Below are 14,527 nucleotides of genomic sequence, written 5' to 3'. Positions count from 1 at the left end.
GACCGGGCGCACCCTCGCAAGGTCGCGCTCGCACGATAGCCCCCTCCACCACCCTTCGGGTGGTCCCCCTCCCCGTTCCGGGGAGGATAGGAGGGAGAGAACATGGAACTGGCATTCGGCATGCCGCACATGGTGCGGCTCAAGGCGATGGGGCAGAAGGCCTGGGAAGCGGCCGTCACCGGCGCCGACCAGACGCATCTCGCGAAATGGGCCGAGAAGCTCGGCTATGCGATGATCGCCGTGCCCGAGCACCACATCATCCCGCAGGCTCACGTCGACCTGTCGGGACCGCACTACTTCCACGCCTATACCGGCATGGCCTATTTCGCCGGCGCGACCGAGACGGTGCGCGTCAACTCGTGCATCGCCATCCTGCCGCTGCAGAACCCGATCGTCACGGCCAAGGCGCTGTCGACGATGGACTGGCTGTCGAGCGGCCGCGTCACGGTGACTTTCGCGGTCGGCTGGCTGCAGGAGGAATTCGACATCCTCGGCGTGCCGTTCAAGGAACGCGGCGCGATGTCCGAGGAATACACGCGCGCGATCATCGAGCTCTGGACCCAGGACAATCCCGAGTTCGAGGGCAAATACGTTTCGTTCAAGGACGTCGCCTTCGAGCCCAAGCCGATCCAGAAGCCGCACATCCCGATCTGGTTCGGCGGCGATGCCGACGCCGTGCTCGGACGCGTCGCGCGCTACGGCACCGGCTGGTGGCCGTTCCTGACCAAGCCCGAGGACATTCCCGCCAAGATCGACTTCATCAAGTCGCGGCCCGACTATGCGGGCAGGCTCGAGGACGTGTTCTACGGCATGTCGACCGGCCGCGTCGGCGAAGGCCATGCCGTGCTCGACGATCCCAATGCCAAGCCGAGCCAAGACAAGCAGTGGATTGTCGACCGCCTCGGCGCGCTCGCCGATCTCGGCGTGACGATGAGTTCGGTCACCACGCCCGACGTCGACGATCTCCAGGCCTTCTACGACTACACGCAATGGGTGGCCGAGGAGATCATGCCCGCGGTGAAGTGACCGCAGCGCCCAAGCGATGATTCCGGCGCGGGAGCGGTCCTGCAGGCCGCCTCCGCTTGACCGGCCTGCGACTTTGCGGGACGGAAGCGAGAAAGCAGACACTATCTCGGGCAACGAACCGAGGCCAAGAACAGAGCGGAGAGATCGACGATGAGCAACGTGATGGAGGGTGTCCGCATCCTCGAAGTGGCCCAGTTCACTTTCGTACCGGCCGCCGGCGGCATCCTCGCCGACTGGGGCGCGGACGTGATCAAGGTCGAGCATCCGGTGCGCGGCGACACCCAGCGCGGCTTCCTCAACATGGGCGGCGTCCAGCTCGATCCGCTGCGTCATACGCTGATCGAGCATCCCAACCGCGGCAAGCGCTCGGTGGGCATCGACCTGTCGACCACCGAAGGCCAGGAACTGCTCTACGAACTGGCGAAGACCGCCGACGTGTTCCTGACCAACTACCTTCCCCAGCACCGCCAGAAGAACAAGTTCGACATCGAGCACATCCGCGCGGTCAATCCGAACATCATCTATGCGCGCGGCTCGGCCTTCGGCAACAAGGGCCCCGAGCGCGAGTTCGGCGGCTTCGACGGCACGGCCTTCTGGTCGCGCAGCGGCATCGCCGACACCTTCACCCCCGAAGGGCTCGACGGACCGCTGACCCAGTCGATCCCGGCCTTCGGCGATTCGATCGGCGCCATGTTCATCGCCGGCGGCATCTCGGCCGCGCTGTTCCACCGCGAGAAGACCGGTGAGGCCAAGGAACTCGACGTCTCGCTGATGTCCAGCGCCTGGTGGGCCTCGGGCGCGCTGCTCTCGCAGATCATGGAAACGGGCGTCACGATGAAGGCGCAGATGCCGACCTCGGGCGGCTCGGCGCGCAGCCCGTTCAATGGCAATTACCGCACCTCGGACGGCGGCACGATCAACCTGTGCATCAACAGCCCGACCGGCCTGATCCGCGACACCTTCGAACATATCGGCCTGCCCGAACTGGCCGACGACCCGCGCTTCTCCGAACCGCGCGCGCTGTTCGACAATGCCGGCGCGGCCAGCGACCTTATGGTCAAGGCCTTCACCGCCAAGCCGTTCGACTACTGGAAGCAGCACCTCAAGACGATGAAGGGCCAGTGGGCGCCGGTGCAGTCGCTGCCGCAATTGCTCGAGGACGAGCAGGCGCTGGCCAACGACATGATCATCGAGGTCGACGGTGCCGACGGCAAGCCGCTGCGTCTCGTCCGCGGCCCCGTGCAGTGGGATAACGAGCCGTTGCAGACCACGCGCGCACCGCAGGCTTCGGAGCATACCGAACTGGTGCTGATGGAACTCGGCCTCGAATGGGACCGGATCGAGGCGTTGAAGGCCAAGGGCGCGATCGCATGAGCCGCACCAACCTCGACGGGCTCGGCTATCGCGGCGCCACGGTGGTGCTCACCGGCGGCGCCTCGGGCATGGGCGAGGCCGCGGCGCGCCTGCTCGGCGAACTCGGCGCCACGGTGCACATCGCCGACCTGGCCGAGCCGAAGGTCGCCTGCGCCAGCTATACGCGGGTCGACCTGTCCGATCCTGCCAGCGTCGCGGCGGCCGCTACGGAGCTCGGCAAGCTGGGCCCGATCGACTTCCTGTTCCCGATCGCCGGTGTGCCGCCGCATGCCGTCGGCGCGCTGACCTGCATGGAAATCAACTATGCCGGCACGCGCCGCTTCACCGAACTGTTGCTGCCTGCGGTCAGGGACGGCGGCACGGTCTGCCTGGTGACCTCGACCGCAGCGCGCGGTTGGCTGCATCATCTGGCCGAAAACCTCGAGATCGTCGCGCTCGATCCGCTCGAGGTCCGCGCCTTCTACGAAGCCCATCCCGACAAGCTGCGCGACGGCTACAGCGCCTCGAAGGAGCTGCTCACCGTCTGGATCCACCAGGCCGCGATCGGGCTCGCGCAGGAACGCCGCGTGCGCCTCAACGGAATCGCCCCCTGCGCCACCGGCACGCCGTTCATGGAGCAGAGCGCGCAGCATCTCGGCCAGGCCTTCATGGAATCCTATCCGCACCCGCTGCTCGGCCGCATGCCCAGCGCCGAAGAGCAAGCCTGGTCGCTGCTGCTACTGTCGAGCCCGCTCAACGCCGCCGTCACCGGCGCGGTGCTGGCCACCGACGAAGGCAACGTCGGCGGCATGATCACCGGCGCGCTGACGCCCAGCTACGCCCGCCAGAACTGAACTTTCCCGAACCGGAGCCCAAACCCATGTCTTCCGCCCCACCGTCTTCGCCGCCGCCGCGGCCCGTACCGAAGCTCGACGCCGAGAACCGCGCCTTCTGGACCGGCGGTGCCGAAGGTCATCTGAACATCGTGCACTGCGGCGACTGCGGCCAGTACACGCATCCGCCGCGCATCCTGTGCCGCCACTGCCAGTCCGAGAACGTGGCCCCGAAGGCTGTCGCCGGCACCGGCGTGATCGATACGATGACAGTCAACCACCAGCCCTGGGCGCCGGGCCTCGAAGTGCCCTTCGTCATCGCCCGCGTCGCGCTCGACGGCGTGCCCGGGGTGTTCCTGACCACCAACATCGTCAACTCGCCGGTCGATCAGGTGAACTTCGGCGACAAGGTCCGCGTCACCTTCGAACAGCAGGGCGACATCTTCTACCCCCTCTTCGAGAAGGCGAACTGAAATGGCGCGCGAAGCCTATATCACCGGCGTCGGCCAGTCCGAGGTGGGCGTCCGCCTGCCGCGCCATCCGCTGCTGCTGACGGTCGATGCCGTCAACCAGGCGCTCGCAGACGCCGGGCTCACGCTCGACCAGATCGACGGCGTGTTCTCGTTCCCCGGCAAGGCGCAGGGCTACCTTGCCTTCTCGCCCGTCGGCACCGACGACCTGATCGAAGTGCTCGGCATCAAGTCGAAGTGGCAAATGGGCGCGATGGAGCAGCCCGCGCAGCTCTCGGCGATCGGCATGGCCGCCTGGGCGGTCAAGGAAGGCATCTGCCGCCACGTCATCTGCTTCCGCACGGTCTACGAAGCCGGCGGCATGGCCAATCCCGCCGAATACATGCCGCTGCAGCAGAAGACGACTTCGGGCTCGTCGCAGTGGACCTCGCCGTTCTGGGCGACCTCGGCCGCCTGCTGGGTCGCGCAGTACGCCGCGCGCCACGTCCACAAGTACGGCATGACGCGCGAACAACTCGCGCAGATCGCGATCAACGGCTCGAAGAACGCGCTGCTCAATCCCAACGCGCGCGCGATCACCAAGGAAGAGCTGACGCTCGACAAGTACATGTCGGCCCGCATGATCTCGACCCCGCTGTGCCTCTACGACTGCGACCGCTTCTCCGACGCCTCGACCGTGATCATCGTCTCGGCCGGCGACGCGCTCGACGAGATCAAGGCCACGCCTGTCCGCATCGCCGCGACCTCGGGCTCGGTCGACCGCTATTCTTGGGACCAGGTCGAATGGTCGGCCGCCTACGACGCCGGCCCGGACCTCTGGAAGAACACCGACTACCGCCCCAAGGACGTCGACACCGTCCAGTTCTACGATGGCTTCGCCTTCCTGCCGATCACCTGGCTCGAAGGGCTCGGCTTCGTCGAGAAGGGCGAAGGCCACAAGTTCATCGAGGGCGGCACGCGCATCGCCCGCGACGGCGAACTGCCGCTCAACACCGCCGGCGGCCAGCTCGGCGCCGGGCGCCTGCATGGCTTCGGCTTCGCGCACGAGGCCGTGACCCAGCTGCGCGGCGCGGCCGGCGAACGCCAGATCCCCGGCGATCCCAAGGTCGCGGTCGCGACTTCGGGCGGCGGACCAATGGCGGCCGCACTGCTGCTGGCGCGGGACTGATGTCTCACCCCCTCCCGCTTACGGGAGGGGGGCCGACTGCTGGGGAAAATTTACCACAATGTCCTTGAGTTTCCGCATGGGAAACCGGTAGCAACCCCGCATGTCCAAGCCGACGATCAACGATGTCGCCGCCGCCGCAGGCGTGTCCAAGAAGACGGTCAGCCGCGTCATCAACAATTCGCCGCTGCTCAATCCCGAGACGCGCGCGAAGGTCGAGCGGGTGATCGCCGAGCTCGGCTATGTCCCCAACCCGCAGGCGCGCGCGCTGGCGATGGGGCACAATTTCCTGATCGCGCTGCTCCACGACAATTCGAACCCGGAACTGGTCCTCGCCGCGCACCATGGCGTGTTCGAGGCGATCCGCGACACCGAATATGCGCTGATCCTGCGCCCGGTCGACCGCTCCTCGGCGAGCATGGAAGACGATCTGCGCCACTTCCTCGAGACCCAGCGGCCGGCCGGCGTCGTGCTGCTGCCGGGCGTGGCCGAGAACAATGCGCTGGCCAACGTCTGCGCCGCGGTCGGCTGCAAATACGTGCGGATCAGCGCCTCGGTGCGCGACGCCCGGTCGATCACCTCCAACGATCGCGAGGCAGCGGCCAGTGCGGTCGCGCATCTGATCGGCCTCGGCCACCAGCGCATCGGCCTCGTCGCCGGTCCCGACGAGGCGGGCACCGCCCAGCAGCGCGAACTCGGCTATCTCGACGCGATGGCCGACCACGACCTCGACCGCGGCCCGGCACTGATCGCCAGCGGCGACCTGAGCTTCGAAGCGGGCGTGGCGGCGGGCAATCTGCTGCTCGAGGTCAGCCCGCGCCCCACGGCGATCTTCGCGGTCAACGATGCCGTGGCGGCGGGCGTGCTCCACGCCGCCTATTCCCACAGCATCAGCGTGCCCGACGAGCTCTCGATCGTCGGTTTCGAGGATACGCCGATCTCCGCCCGCGTCTGGCCACCGCTGACGACGGTGCACGTACCGATCGCGGTCATGGCCTGCGCCGCGGTGTTCAAGATCATCTATCCCGAACAGGCCGAGACCTTGCCCTCGCACTTCCCGCTCGAATTCGTCTCGCGCGCCTCCGTCGGGCGCGCCAACGGCTAATCAGGCCGGTTGCGGCGCCTTGCCCGCGGCGTGCGGGCGCTTCACCCATTCGGGATAGTCGGGCAGGCCGAAAATCAGCGCCGCGCTGATCAGCGTGCCGACGATGCCGATCCACAGATAGGGATCGTAGGTCCCGTAGCGATCGAAGACATAGCCGCCGAGCAGCGGCCCCAGCCCCGAACCGGCTGCGATCAGGCTGGCCATCGTCCCGAAGATCGCGCCGAAGTTCTTCATGCCGCCATAGGCCGAAGTCAGATAGCCGGCGATCTGCAGCTTGGTGCCGGCGGCATAGCCGTTGATGAACATGGCGGTAAAGATGATCGGCATCGTGCGGTTGGGCACGAGCAGCAGCACGAAAGTCAGCGCCGTCGCCGCCAGGGTCACGCCGCCGACCCAGCGCGCCGGATAGCGATCGAGCAGCCAGCCGGTGACGAGCTTGCCCGCCACGCCCGCCAGCCCGGCCATGCCCGCGTAATAGGCGGCGGCGGTGCGATCGACGCCGATCGACTGAAGGATCGGGATCTGGTGGACGACCAGCGCGATCGTCACGACCATGATCACGAAGGTCGAGATCGCGATGCGCCACAGCGCGACGCTGCGCCAGGCCTCGGGAATCGACAGCCCCGGCGCATCGGCGAGCAGGGCTTTCGACGAAGGCGCCTCACCGCTGGCCGCGCGCGCCTTGCGGCTGGCATCGTAGCCGTCGAACAGCAGGAAGGCGCAGAGCAGGATCGCCAGCCCGCCCCAGCCGAGCCCCAACCAGACCAGCGCCATGCGCCAACCGAACTCGTTGATCAGCCAGTTGGTCAGCGGCGGCGTCAGCGCCTGGGCGAAGGCGCTGCCCGACAGGGTCAGGCCCAGCGCCAGCCCGCGCCCCGCGTCGAAGGCGCTGGCGACGCCGGCGGTCCAGACCGTCGACTTGGTCGCGAGCGCGGCCGCGGCATAGACCGTCCAGACCGCGAACCACATCCACACCGACCCGTCGAGCAGGCTCAGCGAGGCCATCGTCGCGGCGAGCAGCACGAGCCCCGGCAGCGCCATGCGCCGCGTGCCCATCCGGTCGATCAGCACGCCGAACACCGGCGAGAACAGGAAGGTCGTGACCGAGGTGATCGACATGCCCGAGGACAGCAGGGTCCGGCTCCAGCCGAACTCCTTGGTCCAGGGCTCGATGAACAGCCCGGTCGAAGCCGTCATGACCGAAGTGAAGGAGAAGGCGAAGCTCGCCGCCAGCACGAGCGGCCAGTGCCGGCGCCACTCGGCCCGCGCCAATGCCTTGGTATCGGTCAAGCAAACTCTCCCATCTTCATCCTCCCCGGCACGGGGAGGGGGACCATGCGAAGCATGGTGGAGGGGGCTCTCGGCCAATCACGGCGCTGGCGGAGAGCCCCCTCCACCACGCCGCTTCGCGCCGCGGTCCCCCTCCCCATTCTGGGGAGGATTAGCGCGGCAGCTTATCCAACCCAAACGCATTCCCCGGCGCGGTCTGCTGGACCTCGATGACGTTACCCTCGGGATCGTAGCCGTAGAGCGTCTTGACATGGCCGACGTCGACGAAATCGCGATCGTTGAAGGTCATGCCGCACTTCTGGAGGTGAACGATGTCGTTCTCCATGTCGGTCACGTCGATGCAGAAATGGGTATAGGCGCGGTCGTTGGGGCGCATCGGCCGGTCGATGTCCGAAGCGGGCGCGCTGTACTGGAACAGTTCGATGTAGCAGGTGCCCGCGCGCATCATCACGCCCTTGGCGGCCGAGCCCTTGAGATCGACGATATGGTCCATCATCGGCTCGTCGGCCCAGGCGAAACCCTCGTCGACCGGTTCGAAACCGAAGGCCTCGCCGTAGAACCGCTTCATGCGCTCGATGTCGTGGCAGTTGATGCCGATGTGGTGGATGCCGCGGATCATTGTCTCATCTCCCCAGATGCTTTGGCCCCGCTTATCCGCGATGGTCCAAGGCGGGGCAAGCGGAGGAGCTTGCCCCGGTAGGCTCAGCGATCAGTCCGGATCGACCCACTTGGTATTGGTCACGCGCGGGCTCAGATACTTGGTCTTGGTCCAGCCGCCGTCGACGACGATCGACTGGCCGTTGATCATCTCGCTGCCCGGCGAGCAGAGGAAGGCGATGACCGCGGCGGTGTCCTCGGGATCGGCGAGCCGCGGATAGGGCGTGGTCTCGACGTTGACGCGCTTGAAGGCCTCGTCCTCGAAGCGGTGCGCGACCATTTCGGTGCGCGTCACGCCCGGCGCGACGCAGTTCGAGCGGATGCCGCGCGGGCCATATTCGCAGGCCATGTGCTCGGTCAGCGACTTGAGACCGCCCTTGGCCGCCGAATAGGCGCCTCCGCGGCGGCCGCCGATATGCGCGAAGGTCGAGGTGATGTTGACCACCGAGGCGCCCTCGCCGAGGTGCGGGATGACCTCGCGGCACAGGCGGAACGGCGCGGCGAGCATGATGTCGAGGAAGTAGTCGAGCATCTCGTCGTCGGTCTCGTCGAGCGGCTTGGGGCTGCCGACGCCGGCATTGTTCACCAGGAAGTCGATCCGGCCGAACTTGTTCAGCGCGAGGTCGACGATCTGCTTCGGCGCATCCTTGGCGGTGACGTCGACCGAGATCGTCGCGACGCGCTCACCGCCGAGCTCCTGCTCGAGGTTGGCCAGCTTGCCCGTGTCGCGGCCAACGCCGACGATCGCGTGGCCCGCGGCGTGAAGCAGCTTGGCGGTCTGCAGGCCGATGCCGCTGCCGGCGCCGGTGATGATCGCAACCTTGGTATCGCTCATGTCTCTTCCCTGTAACCTGTGCACGTGTTCAGCGAGGTCGGTAGCCGGATCGACGCGGCGCGTCGAGATCGCACCACCCGGCTATAGCTCTAAGTTTTCCCGTCGCCCCTGCGAAGGCAGGGGCCCAACCAACATATCCCAATACGGCGACGGCAGCGCCAATACGCAAGGTCAGTTGGGCCCCTGCCTTCGCAGGGGCGACGAAAAGAGGTTAGCGCGGCAAAGCTTGCGACATGACGGGCTGCCAGTCACTTCAAATGCAGCGAGACATCCTGATCCTTCGGCGCCTTCGCCTGCCCGCGCAGTTCGGCGGCGCGGGCGCGCAGATAGTAGCGGATGTCGTCGATCTGCGCGTCGCTCAGCTCGGCGAACTTGGGCATGCCCTGCACTTCGAGCGCGCCCTCGCGGACGATCTGCACGAAGGTCGCGCGGTCCTGCGGCAGCGGCGAACGGCGCAGGTCGGGCGCCTGGATCGCACCGACAGCGAGGCTGCCATGGCAATCGCCGCAATGCCGCGTATAGGCCATGGCCCCGGGCATGAAACGCGCCTGATCGACCTTGAAGCTCGGATCGGCCGGCGGCTCGGGCGGCTGCGGGCGCGGTGGCAATATCTGCTGGCCGCCGATCACGAAAGTCAGCACGCGCCGCGCCTGGCTGCGCGGATCGAGCCGATAGCGCTCGGCATTGGCAGGATCGAGCGCGCCCATGTTCTTCGGATAGGCCATGCCGAGGCCGGTCAGCACGGTGACGTACTGCTTGCCCTTGGCCTCGTAGGTGATGGCCGGCGCGATCATCGGCGCGCGCGTGTCGTAGGCCCAGAGCCGGCGGCCGTCGGTCGCCGAATAGGCCTTGAAGAACCCATCGATCGTGCCCTGGAAAACGAGATCGCCGCCCGTCGCCAGCACGCCGCCGTTGACGTAGGTTGGGTGATCGATCCTCCAGACGGGCTTCTGCGTCACCGGGTTCCAGGCGATCAGCGCGCCAACCGGCGCCTTGCGGCCGATCAACGGACCGCCGATCATGTTGGCGCCGGCATCGGTGTTGCGATCGGTCGCGGGCTTCCAGTCCTTCGCCGGCTCCGAATAGTCGACCTCGAACTCGGCCGCGGGGATGTAGACCAGCCGCGTCTTCGGGCTGAAGGCCATCGGCAGCCAGTTGTGCGCGGCCAGCGGCGACGGCGCGATCGTCGCCGCCTTGCCCTGGTCATAGCGCGCACCGGGTACCTCGACCGGGCGGCCCGTCGCGAGATCGATCTTCGAGGCCCAGGTGACGGGCACGTAAGGCTCGGCCGAGATCAGCTTTCCGTCGGTCCGGTCGATGACATAGAGAAAACCGTTCTTCGGCGCCTGCATCAGCACCTTGCGCGGCTTCCCGGCGATCTCGAGATCGGCGAGTTCGATGTCCATCGTCGCGTCGAAGTCCCAGGTGTCGCCGGGCACGGTCTGGTAGTGCCAGCGATACTTGCCCGTCTTGCCGTCGACCGCGACGATCGAATCGATGAACAGGTTGTCGCCCTTACCCTGGCTGCGCAGCCGGTGGTTCCAAGGATAGGGGCTGCCCACGCCGAAATAGACGAGGTCGAGATCGGGATCGTAGGCAATCGAGTTCCACACGTCGCCGCCGCCGCCGAACTTCCACCATTCACCGGCCCAGGTCTTCGCGGCCATGGCCATGGCCTCGTTCTCAAAGCCCTTCGCCGGGTCGCCGGGGACCGTGTAGAAACGCCAGAGCTGCTTGCCGGTCTTCGCGTCGTAGGCGGTGATATAGCCGCGGCTGACGCCGTTCGAGCCGCCGTAACCGATCAGCACGCGCCCGCCGAGCACGCGCGGCGCGCCGCTGATATAAGCGGCGGCGTTGAGGTCGAAGGTCTGTTGCGCCCAGACGGGCTTGCCGGTCTTGGCGTCGAGCGCGATCAGCCGCCCGTCCTGGGTGCCGACGTAGACTTTCCCTTGCCACCAGGCGACGCCGCGCACGCCCCAGCCGACGCGCAAGTTGAGGCCCGCGGCCTTGCCGACCTGCGGATCGTATTGCCAGAGCAGCTTGCCGCTGACCGCATCGACCGCCGAGACCACGGAGAGCCCAGCGGCGAAATAGAGCACGCCGTCGACCGCGATCGGCTGGGTCGCGGCATTGCCGAGCGGCAGGTCCATCGACCAGGCCAGGCCGAGGCCACTGACGTTGGCCTGATCGATCGCCGCGAGCGGGCTGTAGTGCTGCTGGCCGTAAGTCCGGCCATAGCCAGACCAGTCGCGGCCGCTGCTGTCGTCGAGAAGCTGCGCTTCGGCGCCGGACGATCCGCCCAGCCCCAGACCATCGCAACTCCCCAGTGCCAGCGCCGCAACGGCAAGCATACCCAGCAACGGCAGCCGGCTTCGACCGATCATGCGCCTCTCTCCCTATCCTGCCGCGCGACTATCGTCACTTTGGTAGCGCAGGCAATGGCTCGGGCAACGAAATAACCAACGCTGTTGATCGCCATAGCGCGTGCTAGCCCCTTGCCCCTGCCCGGATTGGGTGCTTACAGGCTCGCATGAGCATCGAACCCAGCGCCGCCAAGCCCAGCTCTCTCGAGGGCATCCGCGTCATCGACATGAGCCGTGTCTTTGCGGCCCCGGTCGGAGCCCAGATTCTCGGCGACCTCGGCGCCGACGTGATCAAGATCGAGCGCCCCGGCGTGGGCGACGACGGCCGCGGCTACGGCACCGCCTGGGTCAAGGGCAAGGACGGCCTCGAAACCCGCCAGTCGAGCTTCTTCACCGTCTCGAATCGCAACAAGCGCTCGATCACCTTGAACCACTCGAAGCCCGAGGGGCAGGAGATCATCAAGAAGCTCGTCGAGACCGCCGACGTGCTGATCGAGAACTACAAGGTCGGCGATCTCAAGCGCTTCGGGCTCGACTACGAGACCTTGAAGGCGATCAACCCGCGGCTGATCTACTGCTCGGTCACCGGCTTCGGCCAGACCGGGCCGAGCGCCGCACTGCCGGGCTATGACGGCCTGTTCCAGGCCCAGGGCGGCATGATGGCGGTCACCGGCATTCCCGACGGCCACCCCGGCGCCGGGCCGCTCAAGGCCGGCCCCAGCCTCGTCGACTTCATCACCGGCCACAACACCGCGCTCGCGATCCTCGGCGCGCTGATGTACCGCGAGCGCACCGGCGAAGGGCAGTACATCGACATCGCCCTGCTCGACACTTCGGTGGCGATGGTCAGCCACATCATGCAGGACTACCTGATCAGCGGCATGGCGCCGCCGCGCCTCGGCAACGGCGGCAACGGCGGCGGCCCGGCCGACCTGCTCCACGCCAGCGACGGCATCGTCTACCTGACCGCGGGCACCGACGAGCACTATCGCCGCCTGACCGTGCTGATGGACCAGCCCGAGCTGTTCACCGACGAGCGTTTCGATTCGAACTTCAAGCGCGCGCGCTCGGGCCAGGCCGAACTGATCCGCATCATCAACGAATGGTCGAGCAAGATCCCCGTCGCCGAACTGCTGGCCAAGTTCGACAGCGTCGGCATTCCGGCCGCCAAGTACAACGAGCTCGACGACGTCTGGCAGGATGCCCAGGTCCTGCATCGCGGCCTCAAGGCGACGACGCCGCACGCCCATGCCGAGGCTGGCTCGGTCGACCTGATCGCCAGCCCGCTCGCGCAGATGGAAAAGAGCCCCGCCTCGATCCGCCGCGCCCCGCCGCTGCTCGGCGAGCATCTGGACGAGGTCCTGGGCGAACTCGGCTACAGCGCAGAGCGTATAGCCGAGCTGAAGGACGCGAAGATCGTTTGAGATAGCCCCTTCCCCCTTGATGGGGGAAGGATGCGAAGACTTGGGCGCTTGCGCCCTAGTCGTAGCTGGATGGGGGTGAGCGCGCCGCAAACACTGCGCTCGCCGGAGACATCACTCCTACCCAACTCCAGCTAGGCAGCAAGCTGCCAAGCTTCCGTATCCCTCCCCCATCAAGGGGGAGGGTACAGGATCACCGCCCCTTGAACTCGGGCTGACGCTTGCCCGCAAAGGCGGTCACGCCCTCGACGAAATCCTCGGTGCGGCTCGCCGCGAGCTGGCCCGCGCGTTCGTGCTGGAGCGCCTGCTCGAGGCTGCAATCGGCCGCGGCCCAGGCGATGCGCTTGATCATGCCCAACGAGCGCGGTCCCTTGGCCAGCTGGATCGCCAGCGCCATGCCGGCGCTCTCGACCTCGTCGTCGGGGACGACGCGGTTGACCAGGCCCCATTCGAGCGCCTGCGCGCCGTAGAGCCGTTCGCCCAGCAACATCATCTCCATCGCCCGCACGCGGCCGACCGCGCGGGTCAGCAGCCACGACGAGCCGCCGTCGGGCACGAGGCCGACGTGGCGGAAGGCCTGGAGGAAGAAGCCACCCTCGCCGCAGACGATCATGTCGCCCGCCATGGCGAGGCCGCAGCCGACACCCGCCGCGGCGCCGCGCACGGCGGTGACGATCGGCTGTTCCATCGCCTTCATGCGGGTGATGATCGGGTTGTAGTAGCGATCGAGCAGATGGCCGACGTCGCGCATCGGATCGTCGAGCACGGCTTCGGCATCGGCCAGGTTGGCGCCCGAGTTGAAGCCCTTGCCCTCGCCGGTGAACAGCACGGCGCGGCTCTCGAAGGCGGCGCGGTTGAACGCGTCGACCAGTTCCTCGCCCATCTGCGCCGAACCGGCGTTGCGCGTCGCCGGATCGTTCATCGAGATCCGCGCGACGCCCTCGTCGTTCAGCGAATAGAGGACTTTCTCGTAAGTCTTGCTCATCTGCCCGTTCCTCAGCCGACCATGCCGCCGAAGCGCTGCTTCACGATCGCCTCGGCATCGCCGATGATGCGGTCGATCAGTTCCTGGCACGACGGGATGTCGTGGATCAGGCCCTGCACCATGCCGGCCCAGAAGATGCCCTGGTCGACGTCGCCGCTCTTGAGCATCTCGCGGCCCACCGCGCCGGCGACATAGGGCTTGATGTCCTCGAACACCGCGTCGGGATTGGCCGAGATCTCGACCACCTTGTCCGAGACCGAGTTCTTGCCGACGCGCGCGGTGTTCTTGAACTTGCGGAAGATCAGGTTGGTGCCGCGCTCGTCGTTCTGGACGTAGAGCTGCTTGATGTTGTCGTGGATCGGCGCTTCCTTGGTCGCGCAGAAACGCGTGCCCATGTTGATGCCCTCGGCGCCCAGCGCCAGCGCGGCGACGAGGCCACGGCCGTCGCCGATACCGCCCGAAGCGAGCATCGGGATCTTCACCTTGTCTGCAGCCGACGGGATCAGGATCAGGCCCGGAATGTCGTCCTCGCCCGGATGGCCCGCGCATTCGAAGCCGTCGATCGAGATGATGTCGCAGCCCGCGCGCTCGGCCGAGAGCGCGTGGCGGACGGCGGTGCACTTGTGCAGCACGGTGATGCCGTGCGGCTTCACCATTTCCCAGATCTCGCGCACTTCCTGCGTGCCCGCGGTCTCGATGATCTTGATGCCGGCGTCGATCGCGGCCTGGGCATAGCCCTTGTAGTCGGGCGGCAGGATCGTCGGCAGCACGGTGATATTCACCGCGAAGGGCTTCGAGGTCATCGACTTGCAGCGCTCGATCTCGTCGCGCAGCGCCTCGGGGCTCGGCTGGGTCAGCGCGGTCAGGGTGCCGAGACCGCCGGCGTTCGACACGGCGCTCGCCAGCTCGGCGAGACCGACGCCCTGCATGCCGCCCTGGACGATCGGGTGTTCGATACCGAGCATTTCGGTGATGCGCGTCTTGAAGGCCATTACGTCTCGTCTCCTGAAATTACGCGGGTATC

The 14,527-nt window shown here is 67.0% G+C and carries 13 protein-coding genes; 7 read left to right on the top strand and 6 right to left on the bottom strand.

What is annotated here, in order from left to right; genetic code table 11:
- The first annotated feature begins 102 nt into the window (after nucleotides 1-102).
- The 6 genes from OLX23_RS17770 to OLX23_RS17745 all read left to right on the top strand — a co-directional run bounded on the left by OLX23_RS17770 (nucleotide 103) and on the right by OLX23_RS17745 (nucleotide 5,952).
- Complete coding sequence (locus tag OLX23_RS17770) at nucleotides 103-1,026, top strand: TIGR03619 family F420-dependent LLM class oxidoreductase (RefSeq protein ID WP_264446376.1); 924 nt, start codon at nucleotides 103-105, stop codon at nucleotides 1,024-1,026.
- Between the two features lie 150 nt (nucleotides 1,027-1,176).
- Nucleotides 1,177-2,400, top strand: a complete 1,224-nt coding sequence (locus OLX23_RS17765) for a CaiB/BaiF CoA transferase family protein (RefSeq protein ID WP_264446375.1) — start codon at nucleotides 1,177-1,179, stop codon at nucleotides 2,398-2,400.
- Nucleotides 2,397-3,233, top strand: coding sequence for an SDR family oxidoreductase (locus tag OLX23_RS17760; protein WP_264446374.1), 837 nt, complete (start codon nucleotides 2,397-2,399; stop codon nucleotides 3,231-3,233). Before OLX23_RS17765 ends, OLX23_RS17760 begins: the two co-directional genes overlap by 4 nt.
- A gap of 26 nt (nucleotides 3,234-3,259) precedes the next feature.
- Entirely contained in the window at nucleotides 3,260-3,685 is a 426-nt protein-coding gene (locus tag OLX23_RS17755; RefSeq protein ID WP_264446373.1) for a Zn-ribbon domain-containing OB-fold protein, read from the top strand.
- A 1-nt stretch (nucleotide 3,686) separates the two neighbouring features.
- A complete protein-coding gene (locus OLX23_RS17750; protein WP_264446372.1) occupies nucleotides 3,687-4,850 on the top strand; it encodes a thiolase family protein in 1,164 nt (387 codons plus the stop codon).
- A gap of 100 nt (nucleotides 4,851-4,950) precedes the next feature.
- The gene (locus OLX23_RS17745) at nucleotides 4,951-5,952 is read left to right on the top strand and encodes a LacI family DNA-binding transcriptional regulator (RefSeq protein WP_264446371.1); all 1,002 of its coding nucleotides are present in this window, start codon (nucleotides 4,951-4,953) and stop codon (nucleotides 5,950-5,952) included.
- Here the strand turns inward: OLX23_RS17745 and OLX23_RS17740 are convergent, their stop codons facing one another.
- From OLX23_RS17740 to OLX23_RS17725, 4 genes are all read right to left on the bottom strand, one after another.
- Complete coding sequence (locus OLX23_RS17740; protein WP_264446370.1) at nucleotides 5,953-7,242, bottom strand: MFS transporter; 1,290 nt, start codon at nucleotides 7,240-7,242, stop codon at nucleotides 5,953-5,955. It abuts the gene before it with no gap.
- 151 nt (nucleotides 7,243-7,393) lie between these two features.
- Nucleotides 7,394-7,861, bottom strand: coding sequence for a VOC family protein (locus OLX23_RS17735; protein WP_264446369.1), 468 nt, complete (start codon nucleotides 7,859-7,861; stop codon nucleotides 7,394-7,396).
- Between the two features lie 90 nt (nucleotides 7,862-7,951).
- A complete protein-coding gene (locus OLX23_RS17730; RefSeq protein WP_264446368.1) occupies nucleotides 7,952-8,734 on the bottom strand; it encodes an SDR family NAD(P)-dependent oxidoreductase in 783 nt (260 codons plus the stop codon).
- Between the two features lie 248 nt (nucleotides 8,735-8,982).
- Complete coding sequence (locus OLX23_RS17725; RefSeq protein ID WP_264446367.1) at nucleotides 8,983-11,118, bottom strand: PQQ-dependent dehydrogenase, methanol/ethanol family; 2,136 nt, start codon at nucleotides 11,116-11,118, stop codon at nucleotides 8,983-8,985.
- Nucleotides 11,119-11,264: 146 nt separating this feature from the next.
- On the opposite strand from OLX23_RS17725, the gene OLX23_RS17720 reads away from it, so the two are divergent.
- On the top strand, nucleotides 11,265-12,521 hold the full coding sequence (locus tag OLX23_RS17720; protein WP_264446366.1) for a CaiB/BaiF CoA transferase family protein: 1,257 nt from the start codon (nucleotides 11,265-11,267) through the stop codon (nucleotides 12,519-12,521).
- Nucleotides 12,522-12,711: 190 nt separating this feature from the next.
- Here the strand turns inward: OLX23_RS17720 and OLX23_RS17715 are convergent, their stop codons facing one another.
- Together OLX23_RS17715 and OLX23_RS17710 are read right to left on the bottom strand one after the other, a co-directional pair.
- A complete protein-coding gene (locus tag OLX23_RS17715) occupies nucleotides 12,712-13,503 on the bottom strand; it encodes an enoyl-CoA hydratase-related protein (RefSeq protein WP_264446365.1) in 792 nt (263 codons plus the stop codon).
- 11 nt (nucleotides 13,504-13,514) lie between these two features.
- Entirely contained in the window at nucleotides 13,515-14,495 is a 981-nt protein-coding gene (locus OLX23_RS17710) for an NAD(P)H-dependent flavin oxidoreductase (RefSeq protein ID WP_264446364.1), read from the bottom strand.
- Nucleotides 14,496-14,527: the final 32 nt, after the last annotated feature.

The organism is Novosphingobium sp. JCM 18896, from assembly GCF_025938095.1.
In the GTDB taxonomy this organism is placed as follows: Bacteria; Pseudomonadota; Alphaproteobacteria; order Sphingomonadales; family Sphingomonadaceae; genus Novosphingobium.
Note: the sequence above shows the minus strand (reverse complement) of the source record. Positions and strands in the feature narration are given on the sequence as shown.

Bases quoted from the DNA above. Each gene is read 5' to 3' on its own strand.
- OLX23_RS17770 (WP_264446376.1), top strand. From the start codon at position 103: ATGGAACTGGCATTCGGCATGCCGCACATGGTGCGGCTCAAGGCGATG.
- OLX23_RS17765 (WP_264446375.1), top strand. From the start codon at position 1,177: ATGAGCAACGTGATGGAGGGTGTCCGCATCCTCGAAGTGGCCCAGTTC.
- OLX23_RS17760 (WP_264446374.1), top strand. From the start codon at position 2,397: ATGAGCCGCACCAACCTCGACGGGCTCGGCTATCGCGGCGCCACGGTG.
- OLX23_RS17755 (WP_264446373.1), top strand. From the start codon at position 3,260: ATGTCTTCCGCCCCACCGTCTTCGCCGCCGCCGCGGCCCGTACCGAAG.
- OLX23_RS17750 (WP_264446372.1), top strand. From the start codon at position 3,687: ATGGCGCGCGAAGCCTATATCACCGGCGTCGGCCAGTCCGAGGTGGGC.
- OLX23_RS17745 (WP_264446371.1), top strand. From the start codon at position 4,951: ATGTCCAAGCCGACGATCAACGATGTCGCCGCCGCCGCAGGCGTGTCC.
- OLX23_RS17735 (WP_264446369.1), bottom strand. From the start codon at position 7,861: ATGATCCGCGGCATCCACCACATCGGCATCAACTGCCACGACATCGAG.
- OLX23_RS17730 (WP_264446368.1), bottom strand. From the start codon at position 8,734: ATGAGCGATACCAAGGTTGCGATCATCACCGGCGCCGGCAGCGGCATC.
- OLX23_RS17725 (WP_264446367.1), bottom strand. From the start codon at position 11,118: ATGATCGGTCGAAGCCGGCTGCCGTTGCTGGGTATGCTTGCCGTTGCG.
- OLX23_RS17720 (WP_264446366.1), top strand. From the start codon at position 11,265: ATGAGCATCGAACCCAGCGCCGCCAAGCCCAGCTCTCTCGAGGGCATC.
- OLX23_RS17715 (WP_264446365.1), bottom strand. From the start codon at position 13,503: ATGAGCAAGACTTACGAGAAAGTCCTCTATTCGCTGAACGACGAGGGC.
- OLX23_RS17710 (WP_264446364.1), bottom strand. From the start codon at position 14,495: ATGGCCTTCAAGACGCGCATCACCGAAATGCTCGGTATCGAACACCCG.